Annotated in this window: 17 protein-coding genes; 10 read left to right on the top strand and 7 right to left on the bottom strand. The window is 68.0% G+C overall.

What is annotated here, in order from left to right:
* Nucleotides 1-11 precede the first annotated feature (11 nt).
* The 3 genes from ACAM57_RS07205 to ACAM57_RS07195 all read right to left on the bottom strand — a co-directional run bounded on the left by ACAM57_RS07205 (nt 12) and on the right by ACAM57_RS07195 (nt 2,353).
* The gene (locus tag ACAM57_RS07205; protein WP_369661139.1) at nt 12-332 is read right to left on the bottom strand and encodes a nucleotide pyrophosphohydrolase; all 321 of its coding nucleotides are present in this window, start codon (nt 330-332) and stop codon (nt 12-14) included.
* Between the two features lie 88 nt (nt 333-420).
* On the bottom strand, nt 421-1,893 hold the full coding sequence (locus ACAM57_RS07200; protein WP_369661138.1) for an MFS transporter: 1,473 nt from the start codon (nt 1,891-1,893) through the stop codon (nt 421-423).
* Between the two features lie 64 nt (nt 1,894-1,957).
* Nucleotides 1,958-2,353 carry a nuclear transport factor 2 family protein gene (locus ACAM57_RS07195; RefSeq protein WP_369661137.1) on the bottom strand — a complete coding sequence of 132 codons (396 nt, stop codon included), beginning with the start codon at nt 2,351-2,353 and terminating at the stop codon, nt 1,958-1,960.
* A gap of 120 nt (nt 2,354-2,473) precedes the next feature.
* Here ACAM57_RS07195 and ACAM57_RS07190 point away from each other — a divergent pair, with 120 nt between their 5' ends.
* Nucleotides 2,474-3,403 carry an AraC family transcriptional regulator gene (locus ACAM57_RS07190; RefSeq protein ID WP_126023367.1) on the top strand — a complete coding sequence of 310 codons (930 nt, stop codon included), beginning with the start codon at nt 2,474-2,476 and terminating at the stop codon, nt 3,401-3,403.
* A 12-nt stretch (nt 3,404-3,415) separates the two neighbouring features.
* On the opposite strand, the gene ACAM57_RS07185 is transcribed toward ACAM57_RS07190, so the two are convergent.
* A complete protein-coding gene (locus ACAM57_RS07185; protein WP_369661136.1) occupies nt 3,416-4,468 on the bottom strand; it encodes a PHB depolymerase family esterase in 1,053 nt (350 codons plus the stop codon).
* 67 nt (nt 4,469-4,535) lie between these two features.
* Entirely contained in the window at nt 4,536-5,465 is a 930-nt protein-coding gene (ppk2, locus tag ACAM57_RS07180) for a polyphosphate kinase 2 (RefSeq protein ID WP_126023365.1), read from the bottom strand.
* Between the two features lie 152 nt (nt 5,466-5,617).
* On the opposite strand from ppk2, the gene ACAM57_RS07175 reads away from it, so the two are divergent.
* The 8 genes from ACAM57_RS07175 (at nt 5,618) to ACAM57_RS07140 (ending at nt 13,669) form a co-directional block, all read left to right on the top strand.
* Entirely contained in the window at nt 5,618-7,249 is a 1,632-nt protein-coding gene (locus tag ACAM57_RS07175; protein ID WP_369661135.1) for an inorganic phosphate transporter, read from the top strand.
* Between the two features lie 18 nt (nt 7,250-7,267).
* On the top strand, nt 7,268-8,344 hold the full coding sequence (locus ACAM57_RS07170) for a transporter (protein WP_369661134.1): 1,077 nt from the start codon (nt 7,268-7,270) through the stop codon (nt 8,342-8,344).
* Nucleotides 8,345-8,441: 97 nt separating this feature from the next.
* Nucleotides 8,442-9,299: a 3',5'-nucleoside bisphosphate phosphatase gene (locus tag ACAM57_RS07165; RefSeq protein WP_019657848.1), complete on the top strand. Its 858-nt coding sequence runs from the start codon at nt 8,442-8,444 to the stop codon at nt 9,297-9,299.
* Complete coding sequence (locus ACAM57_RS07160; protein WP_369661133.1) at nt 9,296-10,273, top strand: DMT family transporter; 978 nt, start codon at nt 9,296-9,298, stop codon at nt 10,271-10,273. The genes ACAM57_RS07165 and ACAM57_RS07160 overlap by 4 nt, the downstream gene beginning before the upstream one ends.
* Before the next feature lie 19 nt (nt 10,274-10,292).
* A complete protein-coding gene (locus ACAM57_RS07155) occupies nt 10,293-10,928 on the top strand; it encodes an L-threonylcarbamoyladenylate synthase (RefSeq protein WP_126023361.1) in 636 nt (211 codons plus the stop codon).
* 41 nt (nt 10,929-10,969) lie between these two features.
* On the top strand, nt 10,970-11,641 hold the full coding sequence (locus tag ACAM57_RS07150; RefSeq protein WP_369661132.1) for a site-2 protease family protein: 672 nt from the start codon (nt 10,970-10,972) through the stop codon (nt 11,639-11,641).
* 16 nt (nt 11,642-11,657) lie between these two features.
* Nucleotides 11,658-12,992, top strand: a complete 1,335-nt coding sequence (locus tag ACAM57_RS07145) for a tryptophan--tRNA ligase (RefSeq protein WP_369661131.1) — start codon at nt 11,658-11,660, stop codon at nt 12,990-12,992.
* A 74-nt stretch (nt 12,993-13,066) separates the two neighbouring features.
* Nucleotides 13,067-13,669 carry a response regulator transcription factor gene (locus ACAM57_RS07140; protein ID WP_007837193.1) on the top strand — a complete coding sequence of 201 codons (603 nt, stop codon included), beginning with the start codon at nt 13,067-13,069 and terminating at the stop codon, nt 13,667-13,669.
* 149 nt (nt 13,670-13,818) lie between these two features.
* On the opposite strand, the gene ACAM57_RS07135 is transcribed toward ACAM57_RS07140, so the two are convergent.
* On the bottom strand, nt 13,819-15,210 hold the full coding sequence (locus ACAM57_RS07135) for a HAMP domain-containing sensor histidine kinase (protein WP_240650706.1): 1,392 nt from the start codon (nt 15,208-15,210) through the stop codon (nt 13,819-13,821).
* A gap of 121 nt (nt 15,211-15,331) precedes the next feature.
* Here ACAM57_RS07135 and ACAM57_RS07130 point away from each other — a divergent pair, with 121 nt between their 5' ends.
* Nucleotides 15,332-15,733, top strand: coding sequence for a phage holin family protein (locus ACAM57_RS07130; RefSeq protein ID WP_184641111.1), 402 nt, complete (start codon nt 15,332-15,334; stop codon nt 15,731-15,733).
* Between the two features lie 25 nt (nt 15,734-15,758).
* On the opposite strand, the gene ACAM57_RS07125 is transcribed toward ACAM57_RS07130, so the two are convergent.
* Nucleotides 15,759-17,075 carry an FAD-dependent oxidoreductase gene (locus tag ACAM57_RS07125; RefSeq protein WP_369661130.1) on the bottom strand — a complete coding sequence of 439 codons (1,317 nt, stop codon included), beginning with the start codon at nt 17,073-17,075 and terminating at the stop codon, nt 15,759-15,761.

Below are 17,075 nucleotides of genomic sequence, written 5' to 3'. Positions count from 1 at the left end.
CACGGACGTACTCAGGCCGGCGGCGCAGGGTACTTGCGGGCGTTGAGGAGCATCTTGCTGCGCGCCGCCTCAATCACGTCGATGCCGAGCTTGTCGGCGAGCTGCAGCAGGTAGAGGAAGACGTCGGCGACCTCGGTGCCGATCTCTGCGCGCTTGTCGGCCGGCAGGTCGCGGCTCTGGGCCTCGGTGAGCCACTGGAAGTGTTCGAGCAGCTCGGCTGCCTCCACCGAAAGTGCGCAGGCAAGGTTCTTGGGGGAATGGAACTGCTCCCAGTTGCGGGCCTGGGCGAAGTCGCGAAGGGCTTGGATGAGCGATTGCAGATCGGATTCCATGGCACACCTGTCGTTGTGCGGCGAGTGTGGCATGGGCTTCGGGAACAAACCCAATCTGGGCATGCGAATGCCCGGATTGGGCAGGCACTCACGATCGGGCCGGCATTGCCCGGCTTCCGCGCCGATGCAGCACAGCCACCAGCAGCGCCGACACCGTCAGATACAGCAGCGCCACCCCGAAGGCGCTCGCATACGCCCCCGCATCCGGCGCATCGCCGAGCCGCCCGTAGAAAAGAATGCCGATCAGCGCCACGCCCAGCGCGTTGCTCGCCTGCTGCACCATCGAGATCACGCCCGAGGCCACGCCCGCATGCTGCGGCGGCAGGCCGGCCAGCACGGTGGAGACCAGCGGCGCCATCACCATGCCGAGCCCCGCGCCCTCCACCAGAAGCAACGGCACCATGCACGCCACGAGGTGCGAGTGCCCGGGCCAGACGGCCACGTTGACGAACTGCAGCGCATGCCCCGCGGCGAGCACAAGGGCACCGAGCGCGATGGGCGGCTTGCCGCCGAAGCGGCGCGCGAGGCGCGCACCCATCATCGACGTCGCGAAGAAGCCGGCCGCCAGCGCCGTGAAGACGATGCCCGAGCTGAGCGGGTCGAGGGCCAGGCCCTGCTGCAGGTAGAGCGCGAGCACGAAGTAGAGCGAGGCATTGCCCACGTAGAAGGCCAGCGTCGTGAGCAGGCCCATGCCGAAGCGGCCGTTGGCGAGCAGCACCGGAGCTACGAGCGGCGCACCGCCACGCACTGCGAGCCGGCGCTGCTGGTGTGCAAAGGCTGCGAGCAGCGGCAGCGCCGCAGCAAGGCACAGCCAGCTCCAGAGCGGCCAGCCCTGTTCGCGGCCTTCCACCAGCGGCAGCACCACTGCCGCCGAGCCCGCGGCCACGAGCAGCATGCCGGCGAGGTCGAGGCGGCTGTTGCCGCTGTTCGCCAGCGGCGCAATGACGCGCGGTGCAAGCGTCAGCGCCAGCAGGCCGATCGGCACGTTGATGAGAAAGCAGCTGCGCCAGCCAAGACCCGCCAGGTCGGCATGGATCAACAGGCCGCCGACCAGTTGCCCGAGCGTGGCGCCCAGCCCCAGCGTGAGTCCATAGGCCGCGAAGGCGCGCGCCCGGTCTTCCCCGGTGTAGGCCAGGCCGATCATCGCCAGCACCTGCGGCTGCAGCAGCGCGCCGGCCAGTCCCTGCAGCACGCGTGCCGCCACCAGCAGTTCGGCGTTCGGCGCCAGGCCGCAGGCGGCCGAAGCGAGCGTGAACAGCAGCAGGCCCAGCATGAACATGCGACGGCGCCCGAACAGGTCGCCGAGCCGGCCACCGGTGATCAGGCCCGCGGCGGTAGCGAGGCCGTAGCCGGCCACCACCAGCTGCAGGGTGCCCGCGCTTGCCCGCAGTTCGCGCTGCATCGAGGGCAGCGCGACGTTGACGATGAAGAAGTCCAGCACCACGAGGAAGGTGCCGCTGAGCATGACCCACAGGCCCAGCCGGCCGGGACGTGTCGCGTCCGGACTCTGGCTGCCGGTGGAAGAAAGCGATGCTGCCGAAGCGATGTTTGACTGCGTCATGATGGATTCGAGTGTTGGAAGGAAGCGGCGTGAAGGCAATGACCTCGGAGGTCATCGGCCGGGCTCAGGCGGCGGGTGTGGGCAGGATGAACTGGTAGTCCGTGGCGATGCGGCCGTCTTCGGCCAGCACCAGGAACTCCAGCCCGAGCGCGGCCACCGGGCCGCCCGCGGCCGGGACCATGTGCCAATGGAACATCACCGCGTCGTGCAGGAACTGGGCGTCGCCCGCGCGGACGAAGCGAAAGCCGGCGTCGCGCACGTTCTTCTCATGCGAGCCGGTGACGCGCTGCTGCAGCGCCTCGTGGCCCCTGGCCTGCAGCGTGCGCACGTAGTGCTCGCCGTCGGGCACCCAGAGGCCGGCGATGGCGGCGCGCCTCGCCTCGGCATCGGGTTCGTTCCAGACGGCGACGTAGCGGTCGGCGAGTCGGGTGAAGTCGGTGGGATCTGTCCTGGTGTTCATGGCCCTGCTCCTGCTGGTTCCTGAATGAGTGAGGCCGCAGTTTCCGCCGCTACCGATGGACAGTGAATGCCCGGAAGGCCGAAAATCTTGTCCATTCGTCCACCACTGGAGGAGCCTTCGATGGACCCGCTCGACGACATCTTTGCCGCCATGAGAGTGCGCAGCGCCCTGTATGCCCGCCTCGAGGCCGGGGCGCCCTGGGGCGTGAGCCTGGCCGGGGGCGAGAGCGCTCGCTTCGGACTCGTGGTGCGCGGCGGCTGCCTGCTGGAGGTCGAGGGCATGGCGCAGCCGGTGGCACTGGCGGCGGGCGACTGCTATGTGCTGGCGCACGGCACGCCTTACATCCTGCGCGACCATCCGAACACGCCGACCGTGAGCTGCGCTTCCGTCGTGCGCGACCGCATCGGCGGGCTGGTGGAGCTCGGCGGCACGGGCACGGCGGCGTCGGTGATCTGCGGCTGGTTCCACTTCGACCAGCGCGCCGCGCGGCCGCTGCTCGATCTGCTGCCGGTGCTGCTCCACGTGAAGATGGAACAGGCCCGCGCCCTTGCGCTGCAAGGCACGCTGCAACTGCTGGCCATGGAAACCGGCGAGCCGGGCCTGGGGTCGAGCCTGCTCGTGAGCCGGCTGGCCGACATCGTGTTCGTCCAGGCGGTGCGCGCGCACGTCGCGGCCAACGCCGAATCGCAGACGGGGTGGCTGGCCGCTCTGGCCGATGCCCGCATCGGCCCCGCGCTGCGCGCGATGCACAAGGAGATTGCGCACGACTGGACGGTGGAGGCTCTCGCCGCCGTCGCGAACCTCTCGCGCTCGGCCTTCGCACAGCGTTTTCGCGAGCGGGTGGGACAGGCGCCTCTGGAGTACCTCACGCAATGGCGCATGTTCAAGGCCGGCAACATGCTGGGACAAGGCAATGCGGCCCTGGGGGCGATCGCCGCGGCGGTGGGCTACGAGTCGGAGGCGGCGTTCAGCAAGGCCTTCAAGCGCAGCAAGGGGATGGCGCCCAGCGCGTGGCGGGCTGCTGCGCGCGAAGGAGCGGTCGCCGCATAGCCGCCCCTTCCGCTAGACCTTCTTCGGGCCTCCAGCGGCCTTGAACTGCGCGGCGGCAAACGCCCAGGCCATGCGCGTGGCATCGGGCCCCTCGGGGTCGCTGAACAGCAGCTTCGGCGCTCCGCCGCTCCACGAATGGCCGAGCCCCGCGATCTCGCACAGCGTGACGAGCGTGCGCCCCTTGCGCCTGAAGTCGGTCACCCGCATCGCACGGCGCTTGCCGCGCTGCACCTCGCGCGTCAACCCTGGCCGCGCGCCCACGGCGGTCGCCCATACAGCAGCGCTGCTGGCGGCATTGCTCGGCGCGACCACCGCGTCGGCATCGCCGTGCAACACGAGCATCGGCGGCAGGGTGGTGAAGACCGCCGCCGCGCCCATCGCCTTGCCGACGGCCGTGGTGGGCATGGGCGGCACGTGCTCGCCGCGCATCGCGCCCAGGGCGGTGGCAGGCGACTTCGCCGCGCCGGGCGCCACGCCCGAGTGCATGACGACGGCGCGGAAGCGGTTCGGGTAGCGCGTCGCGAGCAGCGCCGCCATGCTCGCGCCGGCGGAAAGGCCGGCCAGCGCCACGCGGTCGCGGTCGACGGAATAGAGCAGGCAGGCCTGGTCGATGGCGGCCATCAGCGTGGCGGCCTCGGCATCGGCCTTGCCGGAGCGGCGCTCGTACCAGTTCCAGCAGCCCTGCGGATGGGCGATCCGGTCCTGTTCGGGGTAGAGCACCAGGAAGCGCTGGCGCACGGCCAGTGCGTTCATGCGGGTACTCGCGGCGAAGTCACGGCCGGTCTGGCCACAGCCGTGCAGCATGACCATGAGCGGCAGGCGCTCGCCCGGCTTCAGTTCGAGACCGGCCGGCCGAAACAGGTGATAGCCGCGCGCGCCGCCCGGCCCGACAGCCACCCCGCTGAGCCAGTCGCCCCTGCCGGGCGGCGGCTTGAGCCGTTTGGCGGTCGCGCGCTGGACCTGTCCCGCAATGCGCTTGCTGTTGCTCAGGGTGGCCTTGGTGAGCGCACGCAGGTTGCGCTCGTAGGCGCGGGCAAAGACTGAAGCTGTGGAACGACGAGCCATGGCGCGCAGTGTGACCGCAAAGCGCCGGCCGGCCTACCCTTGGCCGGCCGCAAGGACCGCGCGTGCCTCAGTAGATTTCAGGAACGATCATGTTCGCCGGCACAGGCTGGCGCAGGTAGTCGGCATGGCGCACGCGCTCGGGCAGCTCGACCGGGGGATGCGGCACTTCCTGGTAAGGCAGCTGGCCCAGTAGATGGCTGATGCAGTTCAGGCGCGCCTTCTTCTTGTCGACCGCCTGCACCACCCACCACGGCGCCTCCGGAATATGCGTGCGCTCCAGCATGATTTCCTTCGCCTTGGTGTATTCCTCCCAGCGGCGGCGGCTCTCGAGGTCCATGGGGCTCAGCTTCCATTGCTTGAGCGGGTCGTGGATGCGGCCCAGGAAGCGCATGTGCTGCTCGTCGTCGGTGATGGAGAACCAGTACTTGATGAGCTTGATGCCCGAGCGCACGAGCATCTTCTCGAACTCGGGCACGGTGCGGAAGAACTCCTCGTACTCGTCGTCGGAGCAGAAGCCCATGACGCGCTCGACGCCGGCGCGGTTGTACCAGCTGCGGTCGAAAAGCACCATCTCGCCGGCCGCCGGCAGGTGCGCCACGTAGCGCTGGAAATACCACTGGGTGCGTTCGCGGTCGTTGGGCGCCGGCAGCGCGGCCACGCGGGCCACGCGCGGGTTCAGCCGCTGGGTGATGCGCTTGATGACGCCGCCCTTGCCCGCCGCGTCGCGGCCTTCGAACAGGATGACGACCTTCTGCTTGCTGTGCTGCACCCAGTCCTGCAGCTTGACCAGCTCGCCCTGCAGGCGGAACAGCTCCTTGAAGTAGGCCTGGCGGGCGGCCTTGTCGGCGGAGGATGCCGCGGTGACCGAAGCGGGGTCGAGGCCGTCGATGTTGCGGTCCTCGATCTCCAGCTCGAGCTCTTCGTCGTAGCTGTCGATCAGGTCGCGGGCGATGCGTTGCATCAGGTCTTCATGGTCGGGAAGTGCGCTCGTCAGCATGGTGGGGCGGCAGGAGAAAGGATTGAAGAGGGAGACGAAAAAGCATGCTGCTCGCCCCAAATGACGACTACGTGACAGTTTTGACGCCGTTGACATGTAGTTGTCATACGCGGCGAACACCATCTGGAGCCATTCCAACATCCCAGAATCCCATGAACACGCTCGCTGCTCCGCATGCCGAGTTGCCGTCGGCGTCCGCCGCGCAACGGCCCAAGCTCGACGCCAAGCCCGGTCCGCTCACGCTGATCACCTTCGTGGGCCTGCTGGCCGCCGGCCTGCTCTTCACGGCCTGGAGCCTGGTCGGCGACGTCACCGCCTCCGGCGCGCCCGTCACCACCTGGGTGCCCTACATACTTCTTGGCGTGGCACTGCTGATCGCACTGGGCTTCGAGTTCGTCAACGGCTTCCACGACACCGCCAACGCGGTCGCGACCGTCATCTACACCCACTCGCTGCCGCCGAACTTCGCGGTGGTCTGGTCGGGCTTCTTCAACTTCCTGGGCGTGATGGTGTCCAGCGGCGCGGTGGCCTTCGGCATCATCGCGCTGCTGCCGGTGGAGCTCATCCTGCAGGTGGGCTCGGGCGCCGGCTTCGCGATGGTGTTCGCGCTGCTGATCGCCGCCATCATCTGGAACCTGGGCACTTGGTGGCTGGGCCTGCCGGCATCGTCGTCGCACACGCTGATCGGCTCGATCATCGGCGTGGGCGTGGCCAACGCACTGATGCATGGGCGCGACGGCACCAGCGGGGTCGACTGGGCGCAGGCCACCAAGGTGGGCTATTCGCTGCTGCTGTCGCCGATGGTCGGCTTCGGCTGCGCCGCCCTGCTGCTGCTGGCGCTGCGCGCCTTCGTGAAGAACCGCGCCCTGTATGAAGAGCCCAAGGGAACCGAGCCGCCGCCGTGGTGGATCCGCGGCCTGCTGATCCTCACCTGCACGGGTGTGTCCTTCGCGCACGGCTCGAACGACGGCCAGAAGGGCATGGGCCTGATCATGCTAATCCTGGTGGGCACGGTGCCGATGGCCTATGCGCTGAACCGCGCGATGCCCGCCGACGAGAACGTCAAGTTCGTGGCCGTGGCCGAGATGGCGCAGAACGCGCTGAACCGCAGCGTGCCGACTTCGCTGCCGGCCATGGCACCCGCTGCCGCGCGCGACACGCTCTCCACCTACGTGCGCACCCGCGAGTTCACGCCGGTCGTGGTGCCGGCCCTGGCCGCGACGGCCGGCAGCATCGGCACCCAGGTGCGCCAGCACGGCTCGCTGGCCGGTGTTCCGGCGGAGGCCGTCGCCAACGTGCGCAACGACATGTACCTGGCCTCGGAGGCCATCCGCCACCTCGACAAGAGCGGCGCGGCCAGGTTCGATGAGGAGACGAAGCTGCGCGTGAACACCTTCCGCCAGGAGCTCGACAGCGCCACGCGCTTCATTCCGCTGTGGGTCAAGGTGGCGGTGGCCATCGCGCTGGGCCTGGGCACGATGATCGGCTGGAAGCGCATCGTGGTCACGGTGGGCGAGAAGATCGGCAAGACGCACCTGAGCTACGCCCAGGGCGCCTCGGCCGAGGTGGTGGCCATGGTCACCATCGGCGCGGCCGACATGTACGGGCTGCCGGTGTCGACCACGCACGTGCTGTCTTCCGGCGTGGCCGGCACCATGACGGCCAGCGGCTCGGGCCTGCAGTTGTCGACGCTGCGCAACCTCGCGCTGGCCTGGGTGCTGACGCTGCCGGTGGCGATGCTGCTGTCGGGCTCGCTCTACTGGCTGTTCACCCGCATCTTCTGAACTCGCGTACTTACCATCTTGTCGGCATTCCATGATCTCGCGGCCCAGTCGTACGGGGGCGACGAAGCCGGGCTGATCTGCGGCTACCTCTTCGACGCCCGCGCGCCCGAACCCGCGCGGGCCATCGACTCCGCGCAGGCCGCCGCGTGGCTGGCCGGGCAGCGCAATATCGAAGCCAGCGAAGCCCGAGCCGGCTGCGAAGGCGAAGACGGGCAGGAAAACCCCGCCTATGTCTGGCTGCATTTCAACCTGAGCCATGCGCACGCCGAGCGCTGGCTGGTGCGGCACGCGAACCTCTCCGACACCTTCTACGAGACGCTGCACGAGGGCCTGCCCTCCACGCGCATCGAGCGCGACGACGATTCGCTGATCGCCGTCATCAACGACGTGCACTTCGAGTTCAGCTTCGAGCCATCGGACATCTCCACGCTGTGGATCAGCGTCGGCCCGCGCCTCGTGGTCACGGCCCGGACCAAGCCGCTGCGCTCGGTCGATGCGCTGCGCACCGCGGTGAAGGCGGGCGACGCGCCGCGCTCGAGCACCGAGCTGCTCGAACACCTGCTGCGCGCGCAGGCCGATGTGCTGGTGAAGATCGTGCGCGGCGTCACCTCGCGCATCGACCGCATCGAGGACGAACTGCTCGCCGGCCGCCTCGACCACAAGCGCGCGCGCCTGGGCGTGCTGCGCCGGCTGCTGGTGCGGCTGCAGCGGCTGCTGGCGCCCGAGCCGGCGGCGCTGTTCCGGCTGCTGCAGGGGCCGCCGGGCTGGATGTCGGAGCCCGACGCGCAGGCGCTGCGCGGCTCGACCGAGGAGTTCTCGGTGGTGCTGCGCGACATGCAGGCGCTGCAGGAGCGCATCAAGCTGCTGCAGGAAGAGATCGCCGCCAACGTCAACGAGGACAACAACCGCAGCCTGTTCGTTCTGACGGTGGTCACGGTGCTTGCGCTGCCGATCAACATCCTGGCCGGCCTGTTCGGCATGAACGTTGGCGGCATCCCGCTGGCGGACCACAAGCACGGCTTCTGGATCGTGGTGGCGATCGTGGCCACCTTCACCGCGGTGGCGGCCTGGGCGGCTTTCCGCAAGCAGCGCTGAGGCGCATGCAGCGGCGCATTAATGCTATTTATTTAATAGCATCTTTTGCAGTATCCACGCGCCCGCAACAGGGTTCCAGACCCCATAGAATGCGGGGGTGTCCTCCATTCTCAATGCCGATCTTCATTGCCACTCCGTGGTCTCCGACGGCACGCTGACGCCCGAAGAACTGGCGGCGCGCGCCGCAGCCAACGGGGTGGAACTCTGGGCCCTCACCGACCATGACGAGATCGGCGGGCAGCACCGCGCAGCGGCCGCGGCCCGTGCCAACGGCATGCGCTACCTCACCGGCACCGAGATTTCCGTGACCTTCGCGGGCGAGACGGTGCACATCGTCGGCCTGGGCTTCGACCCCGACGACGCGGCCATCTCGCAGGGCCTGTACGACACGCGCGGCGGCCGCGGCAAGCGGGCGCAGGAAATGTCCGAGGGGCTGGCCAAGGTCGGCATCCACGGCGCCTATGAAGGCGCGCTCAAGTTCGTCGGCAATCCCGAACTCATCTCGCGCACGCACTTCGCGCGCTTTCTCGTCGAACAGGGCCATTGCCGCGACACGCCCGAGGTGTTCCGCAAGTTCCTCACCGAAGGCAAGCCCGGCTACGTGCCGCACCGCTGGGCCACGCTGAAAGATGCCGTGCACTGGATCACTGCCGCCAAGGGCCTGGCCGTGATCGCCCACCCGGGCCGCTACAAGTTCACGGCCAACGAGGAATACGCGCTGTTCCTCGAATTCAAGGCACATGGCGGCAAGGCGATCGAGGTCGTCACCGGCAGCCACACGCCGGCCGAGTTCGTCGAGTACGCCGACAAGGCGCTCGAGTTCGATTTCGCCGCCTCGCGCGGCAGCGATTTCCACAGCCCCGACGAGAGCCACTGCGATCTCGGCAAGCTGCCGCCCCTGCCCGGCGCGCTCACTCCCGTGTGGGAACTGCTCGGCGACCGTATCCAGCAGTGAGCCCAAGCCCCGGGACCAGCAACGACAACGCGGCGACCGTTGCGCTGGCAGCCGCTCGCGTGGCGCAGCAGCGAAGCCTCGGCAAGGAATCGGAACGCATCCTCGCCGGCATCGGCCTCGTGATACTGGCCGTGGCCTGCTTCGCCACGCTCGACACCGCCACCAAGTACTCCACGCTGGGCGTGCCCATCCTGATGGGCGTGTGGTTCCGCTATGCCTTCCAGGCGGTGGCGACCACGCTGGTGCTGCTGCCGCTGCGCGGCACGGCGCTGTTGCACACGAAGCATCCCCGCTACCAGGCGCTGCGCGGTGCGCTGCTGCTGGCATCGAGCATCTTCGCCTTCCTGAGCCTGCGCTACATGCCGCTGGCGGAGTTCACCTCGATCATGCTGATCGCGCCGCTGGTCATCACGCTGCTGGCGGCCACCACGCTCAAGGAGCACGTCTCGCCGCTGCGCTGGACGCTGGTGGCGGGCGGTTTCATCGGCACGCTGGTCATCCTGCGGCCAGGCGGCGGCGCGTTCAGCTGGGCCGTTCTGCTGCCGCTGGGGCTGGTGCTGAGCAACGCCTGGTTCCAGGTGCTCACGAGCAAGCTGGCGCAGACCGAGAACCCGCTGACCATGCACTTCTACACCGGCTGGGTGGGCACGCTGATCGTCTCGCTCGTCGTGCCCTTCGTGTGGACCTCGCTGCCTTCCTGGGAATGGTGGGCGCTGCTGTGCCTCATGGGCTTCATGGGCACGGTGGGGCACTTCATGCTGATCCTGGCCTACCAGCGCGCGCCGGCGTCCACGCTCACGCCTTATCTCTATGCGCAGATCGCGTTCGCCATGCTTGGCGGCTGGATCGTCTTTTCCCATGTGCCGGACCGCTTCTCGCTCATCGGCATGGCGATGATCGCGGTCTGCGGCGCGGCCGGCGCGTGGCTCACGGTGCGTGAGCGCCGCGTGCCCATCGAACCCGCCGAATCCTGACCAGGAACCTTTCTTCATCATGGCCCAGTACTTCGAAGTCCACCCAGAGAACCCGCAGCAGCGGCTGCTGAAGCAGGCCGTCACGCTGCTGGAGCGCGGCGATATCGTGGCCGTGCCCACCGACTCCAGCTACGCGCTGGCCTGCCACCTCGACGACAAGGACGCGGTCGACCAGCTTCGCCGCATCCGCCAGGTCGACGAGAAGCACCACCTCACGCTGCTGTGCCGAGACCTCAGCGAGCTCGCCAACTACGCGCGCGTCGACAACAAGCAATACCGCCTGCTGAAGGCGGCCACGCCCGGCCCCTACACCTTCCTGCTCGAAGCCACCAAGGAAGTGCCGCGCCGCGTGAGCCACCCGCAGCGCAAGACCATCGGCCTGCGCGTGCCCGACCACAAGGTGCTGCTGGAGCTCCTGTCGCTGCATGGCGCGCCGCTGCTGGCCACCACGCTGATCGCCCCGGGCGAGACCGAGGCGCTGAACGACGCGCAGACCATCCGCGAGCGCTTCGAGAAGCAGATCGCCGCCGTCATCGATGCCGGAGCCTGCCCTTCGCAGCCGACCACGGTGGTCGACCTGACGCCCATGGGCAGCGGCGACGACCCTGTCGTGGTGCGGCAAGGGCGCGGCCAGCTGGCCGTTCTGGGCCTCTGAAATCGGGGCTGACGATATGCCATGTCTGACACAATCCGGCGGTGGATATTTCAAGTCAGATTCAAACCGTCCTGATCCTGGCGCTGCCAGTATTGTTTGCCATCACGGTGCCAGCTGTTGTCCGGGGCCGCGTGGCAAGCCACTTCGGCGATCAGACAGCGGCCATGATGGGCAGGCTCACGCTCAATCCGATCAAGCACATCGATCTCATCGGCACCATCCTGATTCCGCTGGTCCTGTACTTCGCGACCTCGGGTGCATTGCTGTTCGGCTACGCGAAGCCGATTCCGTTCGATCCACGCAATCTGCGCAATCCGAAGAGAGACCTGTTGTGGGTTTCGCTGTCAGCTCCGGCCGCCAACTTTGCGATGGCGTTGGCATGGGCGCTGGCGTTCGTCCTGCTTCGTGCCGCAGGCATCGACGAACCTTTCTTCGTACAGATGGCGCAGGGCGGCGTACTGGTCAACCTCGTGATGTGGGCCTTCAATCTGTTCCCCCTGCCGCCGCTCGATGGCGGTCGCATCCTGATGGGTTTGCTGCCGAATGGACAAATCACGACCTTCCTTGCGCGCATCGAACCCTACGGCTTCTTCATCGTGATGGCACTTGTGCTGGCTGGCGTTCTTGGCAAGCTTTGGCTGCAACCGCTGATGGCCGCAGGCTACGCGATCATCAACACGATCCTTTTCCCGCTCGTAGCTTTGCTGCGTTAAGTTCCCTCTTCGTCCCATGGCTTCGTCTTCCAAAGCTCCCCTGCGCGTCCTGACCGGCATCACGCCGTCGGGCACGCCGCACCTCGGCAACTATGTCGGCTCGATCCGCCACTCGGTGCGGCAAAGCGTCGCGCCCGGCGTGCAGAGCTTCTTCTTCCTGGCCGACTACCACGCGCTCATCAAGGTGCAGGAGCCGGCCCTGATCCAGCGCTCCACCCTCGAGATCGCCGCCAGCTGGCTGGCCTGCGGGCTCGACCCCGAGCGCGTCACCTTCTACCGCCAGTCGGACATCGTCGAGATTCCCGAGCTGACCTGGTTCCTCACCTGCGTGACCGGCAAGGGCGTGCTCAACCGCGCGCATGCCTACAAGGCGCAGCTCGACAAGAACGTGGCCAAGGGCGAGGACCCCGACGCCGACGTGACGGCCGGCCTCTTCATGTACCCGGTGCTCATGGGCGCCGACATCCTGATGTTCAACGCCCACAAGGTGCCCGTGGGCCGCGACCAGGTGCAGCACATCGAGATGGCGCGCGACATGGCGCAGCGCTTCAACCACCTCTACGGCGAGCATTTCACGCTGCCCGAGGCCGAGATCGACGACGCGGTCGCCACCCTGCCCGGCCTCGACGGCCGCAAGATGAGCAAGAGCTACGGCAACACGATCCCGCTGTTCGCGCCGCGCGCGCAGCTGCAAAAGCAGATCTCCAGCATCGTGACCGACTCGCGCGCCCCCGGCGAGCCCAAGGAAACCGAAGGCTCGGCGCTCTTCCAGATCTACCAGGCCTTCGCCAGCGCCGAGGAAACCGAGACGCTGCGCAAGGCGTACGCCGATGGCATCGGCTGGGGCGACGCCAAGCAGATGCTGTTCGAGCGCATCGACCTCGAAGTGGCGCCGCTGCGTGAGCGCTACGAGGCGCTGATGAACGACCCGGCCCAGATCGAGCGCACCCTGCTGCTGGGCGCCGAGAAGGCGCAGGCGCTGTCGAAGCCTTTCATGGCCAGCCTGCGCCACGCGGTCGGCCTGCGCAACCTGGCGGCCGGCAAGGACAAGGGCGTCGCCAAGGCGGCCAAGGTCGCCAAACCCAGTTTCAAGCAGTACCGCGAGAAGGCGGACGGACTTTTCTATTTCAAGCTGTTGGATGCGCGCGGCGAAACCCTGCTGCAAAGCCGTGGATTCGCCTCGCCGCAGGAAGCGGGCCGTACCATCGCAATCCTGCAGGCGCAGCGCGGCGAAGCATTGCCCGCGCTGGCCAGCCAGATGGAGCCCATCGGTACAGAAGGAATACGCGCCGTCGAAGAGGCGCTGGAGGCACTGACGGAAGCGACACCCGGCACAACCAGCGGGAGTTGATCCGGCAACGCCCATCGGCTTATCGGCCGGTGAGCACGACGAGAGAAGACGGTGCGATCACAAAGGAAGAAAACATGAGCATTTATGTCATCGACGACCACCCCCTGATGCGCGACGCGATCGTGATGGTCCTGCGGCGCTTGCGCCCGGCCGAGAACATCGTCGAGCTCGAACGCCTCGACAAGCTCGCAGGCTCCGTGCAGCAGCGTGGTGCGCCTACGCTTTTCTGCCTGGACCTGAAGCTGCCGGACACCAACGGCGTGTCGGGCGTGATCGCGGTCAAGCAGGTCTATCCGAACGTGCCGATCGCCGTGTACTCGGCCGCGCCGTCCGCCGACATGGAAGACGCCTGCATCGAGGCCGGCGCCGACACCTACATCGAGAAGTCGGCCAGCTCCAACGAGCTGGCGGCCGCCCTTCGCGGCCTCCTGATGGCCGGCTCGGAAGACGAAGCCGACGAGATGCCGGCCGCCAACAGCGGCAAGCTCTCCAAGCGCCAGACGCAGCTGATCGCCATGCTCGACAAGGGCATGAGCAACCGCGACATCGCGACCGACCTGGAGATCAGCGAACACACGGTGAAGGTTCACCTGTGGCGCCTGTTCCGCAGGCTGGGCGTGAAGAGCCGCACCCAGGCGCTGCACTACGCGCGCACCAACGGCTTGTTGTCCGGCTAACCCCCAGGCTTCGCGCACTTCGTGTCGCTGCGCCAACCCCCTTGCAGGGGGCAACACCTGAGGACCGGCAAAGCCGGCTCCTCGGTGTTCCCGAATTGAAAAAACCGCGCCTTGCGCGGTTTTTTCTTTGGGGCGGGTCGGCGTGCGTCTCAACCGCCGGAGGCTGTCACCCGCGCCTGCGCCACCGCCTCGTCTGCATCGTGCAGCGCCACGCGGAACACGCTGCCGCTGCCCAGGCGCGAACGCACGCTCACCGGGTGCCCCAGCACATGCGAGAGGCGCGCGACGATGGCGAGGCCCAGGCCGAAGCCGTCCGAAGTGCCGGCGTGGTCGGCGACCTTGTAGAACTCCAGGAATACGTCGCGCAGATGCTCGGGCGCGATGCCGATGCCGGTGTCCCACACCTCCACGCGCAGGCCGTCGCGGGTCTGGCGGGCGGCCAGCAGCACGCCGCCTTCGGTCGTGTACTTGATCGCGTTGGCCAGCAGGTTGCCGATCATGCGGCGCACGCGGATCGGGTCGGTGAGGAAGGAGCCCTCGCACATGTGCACGCGGAAGTCGAGGCCGCGGCTCTCGGCCACGGGGCGGTATTGCAGCTCCAGGTCGTGCAGCAGCTCGGGCACGTCGACCCGCTCGACGTGCAGGCGCACCTGGCCCGAATCGATGCGCGCCAGGTCGAACATCGAATCGAAGAGCGCATTCACCGCGTGCGTGGCGCGCACGATCTTCGGCGCGAGTTCCAGAACCAGTTCGGGCTCATTGCGCAACCAGTCGGCGTACAACGAAAGTGCCAGCACGGGTTGGCGCATGTCGTGCGCGGCGCTGGCGAGGAAGCGGTTCTTCATGGCCACGGCCGATACCGCCGCCTGCCGCTGCTGGGTCAGCGACTTGATGAGGATGTGGTTGTGGAACAGCAGCTCCAGGCTGTTGCGCGCCGTCTCGTGGATGTGCCGCCCGGCCCGCAGCAGCAGGAACCAGTGGAGGATCGGCAAGATCGGCATCAGGTAGCCGTACTGGAACTGCGGATGCTGCAGCGTGATGGACACCAGCCGTATCAGCACCGCGCCCAGCATCGTGATGAACAGCGTGTTGACGTAGCGCTTGAGCAGCGGCGGATGCAGCGCCAGCCCGTTGAGCGGAAAGGTGCCCACGCCGGCCACGATGAGCCAGCTCATGAACTGGTTGACCTGCGGCGTGCGCTCGAAGAAGAGCAGCACCGACAGGCCCCACACCACCGCGCTGGTGCTCCAGACGAAGCCGTAGCGCTCGGTGAACTGCTGCTGGGCGGCCGCGCTGCGCCCGGCATAGCGCAGCGCATAGACACGCGCCCCCCAGGCGCGGCAGGCGGTGGCGATGACGCCGGCCAGGAGCCAGATCAGCAGTTCCCAGCGCGGCACATAGGCCCAGTTCAGGCCGACCATCGCCGGCATCAGCGCGGCGGAGACAAAGTACGAGCCCTTCGCCGAGCGCATCAGGCTGCGGATGAGCTCGCCGCGTACCCACGATTCGGCTTCATCGGCCGAAGCCGGGGCGGGGGTCATGCTGGCGATCGACGCATTGGCCATAAGCCGGCGATCTTAACGGCCCATCCGGCAATGTTTCACCGGGTAACAATCGATCGCCGCCCCCAAAATGCGGGCGATAACCCGGAAGAATTAACCGATGCTCGACAACCTGACTCCCTTCCTCGTCCACTGGGCCATCACCGGCATCTCGCTGTGGGTGGCCAGCCATCTTTTCCGCGGGCTCAAGTTCGACAGCACCGGCGCGCTGGTGGTCTCGGCGCTGCTGCTGGGCCTGGCCAATGCCATCGTCAAGCCGCTGCTGATCGTGCTCACGCTGCCGCTGACGCTGGTGACCTTCGGGCTCTTCCTGCTGGTCATCAACGCGCTGATGATCCTGCTGGTGGCCGCGCTGGTGAAGGGCTTCAGGGTGTCGGGCTTCTGGACCGCGCTCTTCGCGAGCATCTTCATCTCGCTGCTGAGCGTGGTCATAGGATCGTTCGTGACCGGCAGCGACCCCGCCGAGAAGGTGCAGATGCCGCAGAGCGGCAACTGGCTGTGAACGGCCAGGGGCCTGCTCGCAGGCCCTAGGCCAGCACGGCGCCGCCGCGCAGCAGCGCCTCGCGCAGGGCCGGCACGTCGACCGACCGCACCTGCGCGCCCATGGCATCACCGGCAGACCGTGCCGCCATGGCCGCCGCTATGCCCGCGGCATGCCCCACTGCCATCGAGATCGTCATGACCCGGATCGCCGCCAGCGCCTCGTGGCTGGCCGAAATGCCCCGCCCCACGCCCAGCGCGTTGTCGAGCGCGGTCGGAATCAGGCTGCGGTACGGGATCTGGTAGGCGTGGTCGTCGCCCATGGGCACGTAGTGCAGCGAGCCGCCCTTCGCCGGGTGGATGTCGATCGGGTACGCGCCCGCCGCGATGGCGTCGGCGAACTGCACCGGCTCCAGCAGCTCTGCGGCTGTGAGCACATGGTCGCCTTCCACCCGGCGCGTCTCGCGCACGCCCACCTGCGTGGCGAAGGCGCGCAGCCGCCCGTCGCCGCAGCCGGGCACGTGGGCCGCAATGAACTCCGCCGCCTTCCATGCCTGGCGCCGGCCTTCGATCTCGGCGCCGCCGAGCGCCATCGGATCGGTGGCATCGATGGCCAGGCGGCTGATGTTGAACCAGGCATCGTCCGAATGCGGCACGCGGCTCGAATGCAGTGCCGCCCGCGCGAGCCCGCCCTGCGCATAGCCCCTGGCGGCCAGTTCGGCAAGCTCGGCTTTCGAAATCGCGCCGAAGCGCCCGAAATCGATCGGACCGAAGCGGAACATCATCGTGGCCGGCTGCAGCGCCTCGCCGCCGCCCAGTTCGAGGAAGCGCGCGCCCGCCTGCTTCAGCGCATCCATGTCACCCGATGCATCGACCAGCACGCCGGGGCGCAACGACAGCACGCCGCCCTTGGTCAGCACGCGCAGGCCCGTGACGCGACGCGCTTCGCACTGCACGTCGAGCAGGCTCGCGTGCAGCAGCGGCCGCACGCCGGCCTCGGCCACCATGTCGTCGAGCACCAGCTTGAGCACCTCGGGCTCGTACTCGACACGGTCCATGTGATGGCCGGTGGACATCACGAAGCGGTCGTGCTCGCGTGCGCCACCGTAGGCGCGCAGCCGCCGGACCACCTCGTCGGCCAGCCCCGCAACCACCGTTCGGCCGTTGCCGGTCTGCCAGCTGTTGAACTGCGCCACCGCCCCGGCCGTGGCGTTGCCGCCCAGGAAGCCATAGCGCTCGACCAGCACGACCGAAGCGCCCTGCCGCGCCGCCGCCACCGCGGCCATGGTGCCCGCGACGCCGCCGCCGCAAACCACCACGTCGGCCTCGACCGCATGGCTCGTTCCGATGTTCTCGTTGCTCAT

This window comes from Variovorax sp. V15 (genome assembly GCF_041154425.1).
GTDB lineage: Bacteria > Pseudomonadota > Gammaproteobacteria > Burkholderiales > Burkholderiaceae_C > Variovorax > Variovorax guangxiensis.
The sequence above is the reverse complement of the archived record's forward strand: the minus strand, read 5'-3'. Positions and strand labels throughout refer to the sequence as shown.

What these genes read in the sequence shown, in the direction of transcription:
- ACAM57_RS07205 (WP_369661139.1), bottom strand. Translation starts at nt 332, where the DNA reads ATGGAATCCGATCTGCAATCGCTCATCCAAGCCCTTCGCGACTTCGCC.
- ACAM57_RS07200 (WP_369661138.1), bottom strand. Translation starts at nt 1,893, where the DNA reads ATGACGCAGTCAAACATCGCTTCGGCAGCATCGCTTTCTTCCACCGGC.
- ACAM57_RS07195 (WP_369661137.1), bottom strand. Translation starts at nt 2,353, where the DNA reads ATGAACACCAGGACAGATCCCACCGACTTCACCCGACTCGCCGACCGC.
- ACAM57_RS07190 (WP_126023367.1), top strand. Translation starts at nt 2,474, where the DNA reads ATGGACCCGCTCGACGACATCTTTGCCGCCATGAGAGTGCGCAGCGCC.
- ACAM57_RS07185 (WP_369661136.1), bottom strand. Translation starts at nt 4,468, where the DNA reads ATGGCTCGTCGTTCCACAGCTTCAGTCTTTGCCCGCGCCTACGAGCGC.
- ppk2 (WP_126023365.1), bottom strand. Translation starts at nt 5,465, where the DNA reads ATGCTGACGAGCGCACTTCCCGACCATGAAGACCTGATGCAACGCATC.
- ACAM57_RS07175 (WP_369661135.1), top strand. Translation starts at nt 5,618, where the DNA reads ATGAACACGCTCGCTGCTCCGCATGCCGAGTTGCCGTCGGCGTCCGCC.
- ACAM57_RS07155 (WP_126023361.1), top strand. Translation starts at nt 10,293, where the DNA reads ATGGCCCAGTACTTCGAAGTCCACCCAGAGAACCCGCAGCAGCGGCTG.
- ACAM57_RS07145 (WP_369661131.1), top strand. Translation starts at nt 11,658, where the DNA reads ATGGCTTCGTCTTCCAAAGCTCCCCTGCGCGTCCTGACCGGCATCACG.
- ACAM57_RS07140 (WP_007837193.1), top strand. Translation starts at nt 13,067, where the DNA reads ATGAGCATTTATGTCATCGACGACCACCCCCTGATGCGCGACGCGATC.
- ACAM57_RS07135 (WP_240650706.1), bottom strand. Translation starts at nt 15,210, where the DNA reads ATGACCCCCGCCCCGGCTTCGGCCGATGAAGCCGAATCGTGGGTACGC.
- ACAM57_RS07130 (WP_184641111.1), top strand. Translation starts at nt 15,332, where the DNA reads ATGCTCGACAACCTGACTCCCTTCCTCGTCCACTGGGCCATCACCGGC.
- ACAM57_RS07125 (WP_369661130.1), bottom strand. Translation starts at nt 17,075, where the DNA reads ATGAGCAACGAGAACATCGGAACGAGCCATGCGGTCGAGGCCGACGTG.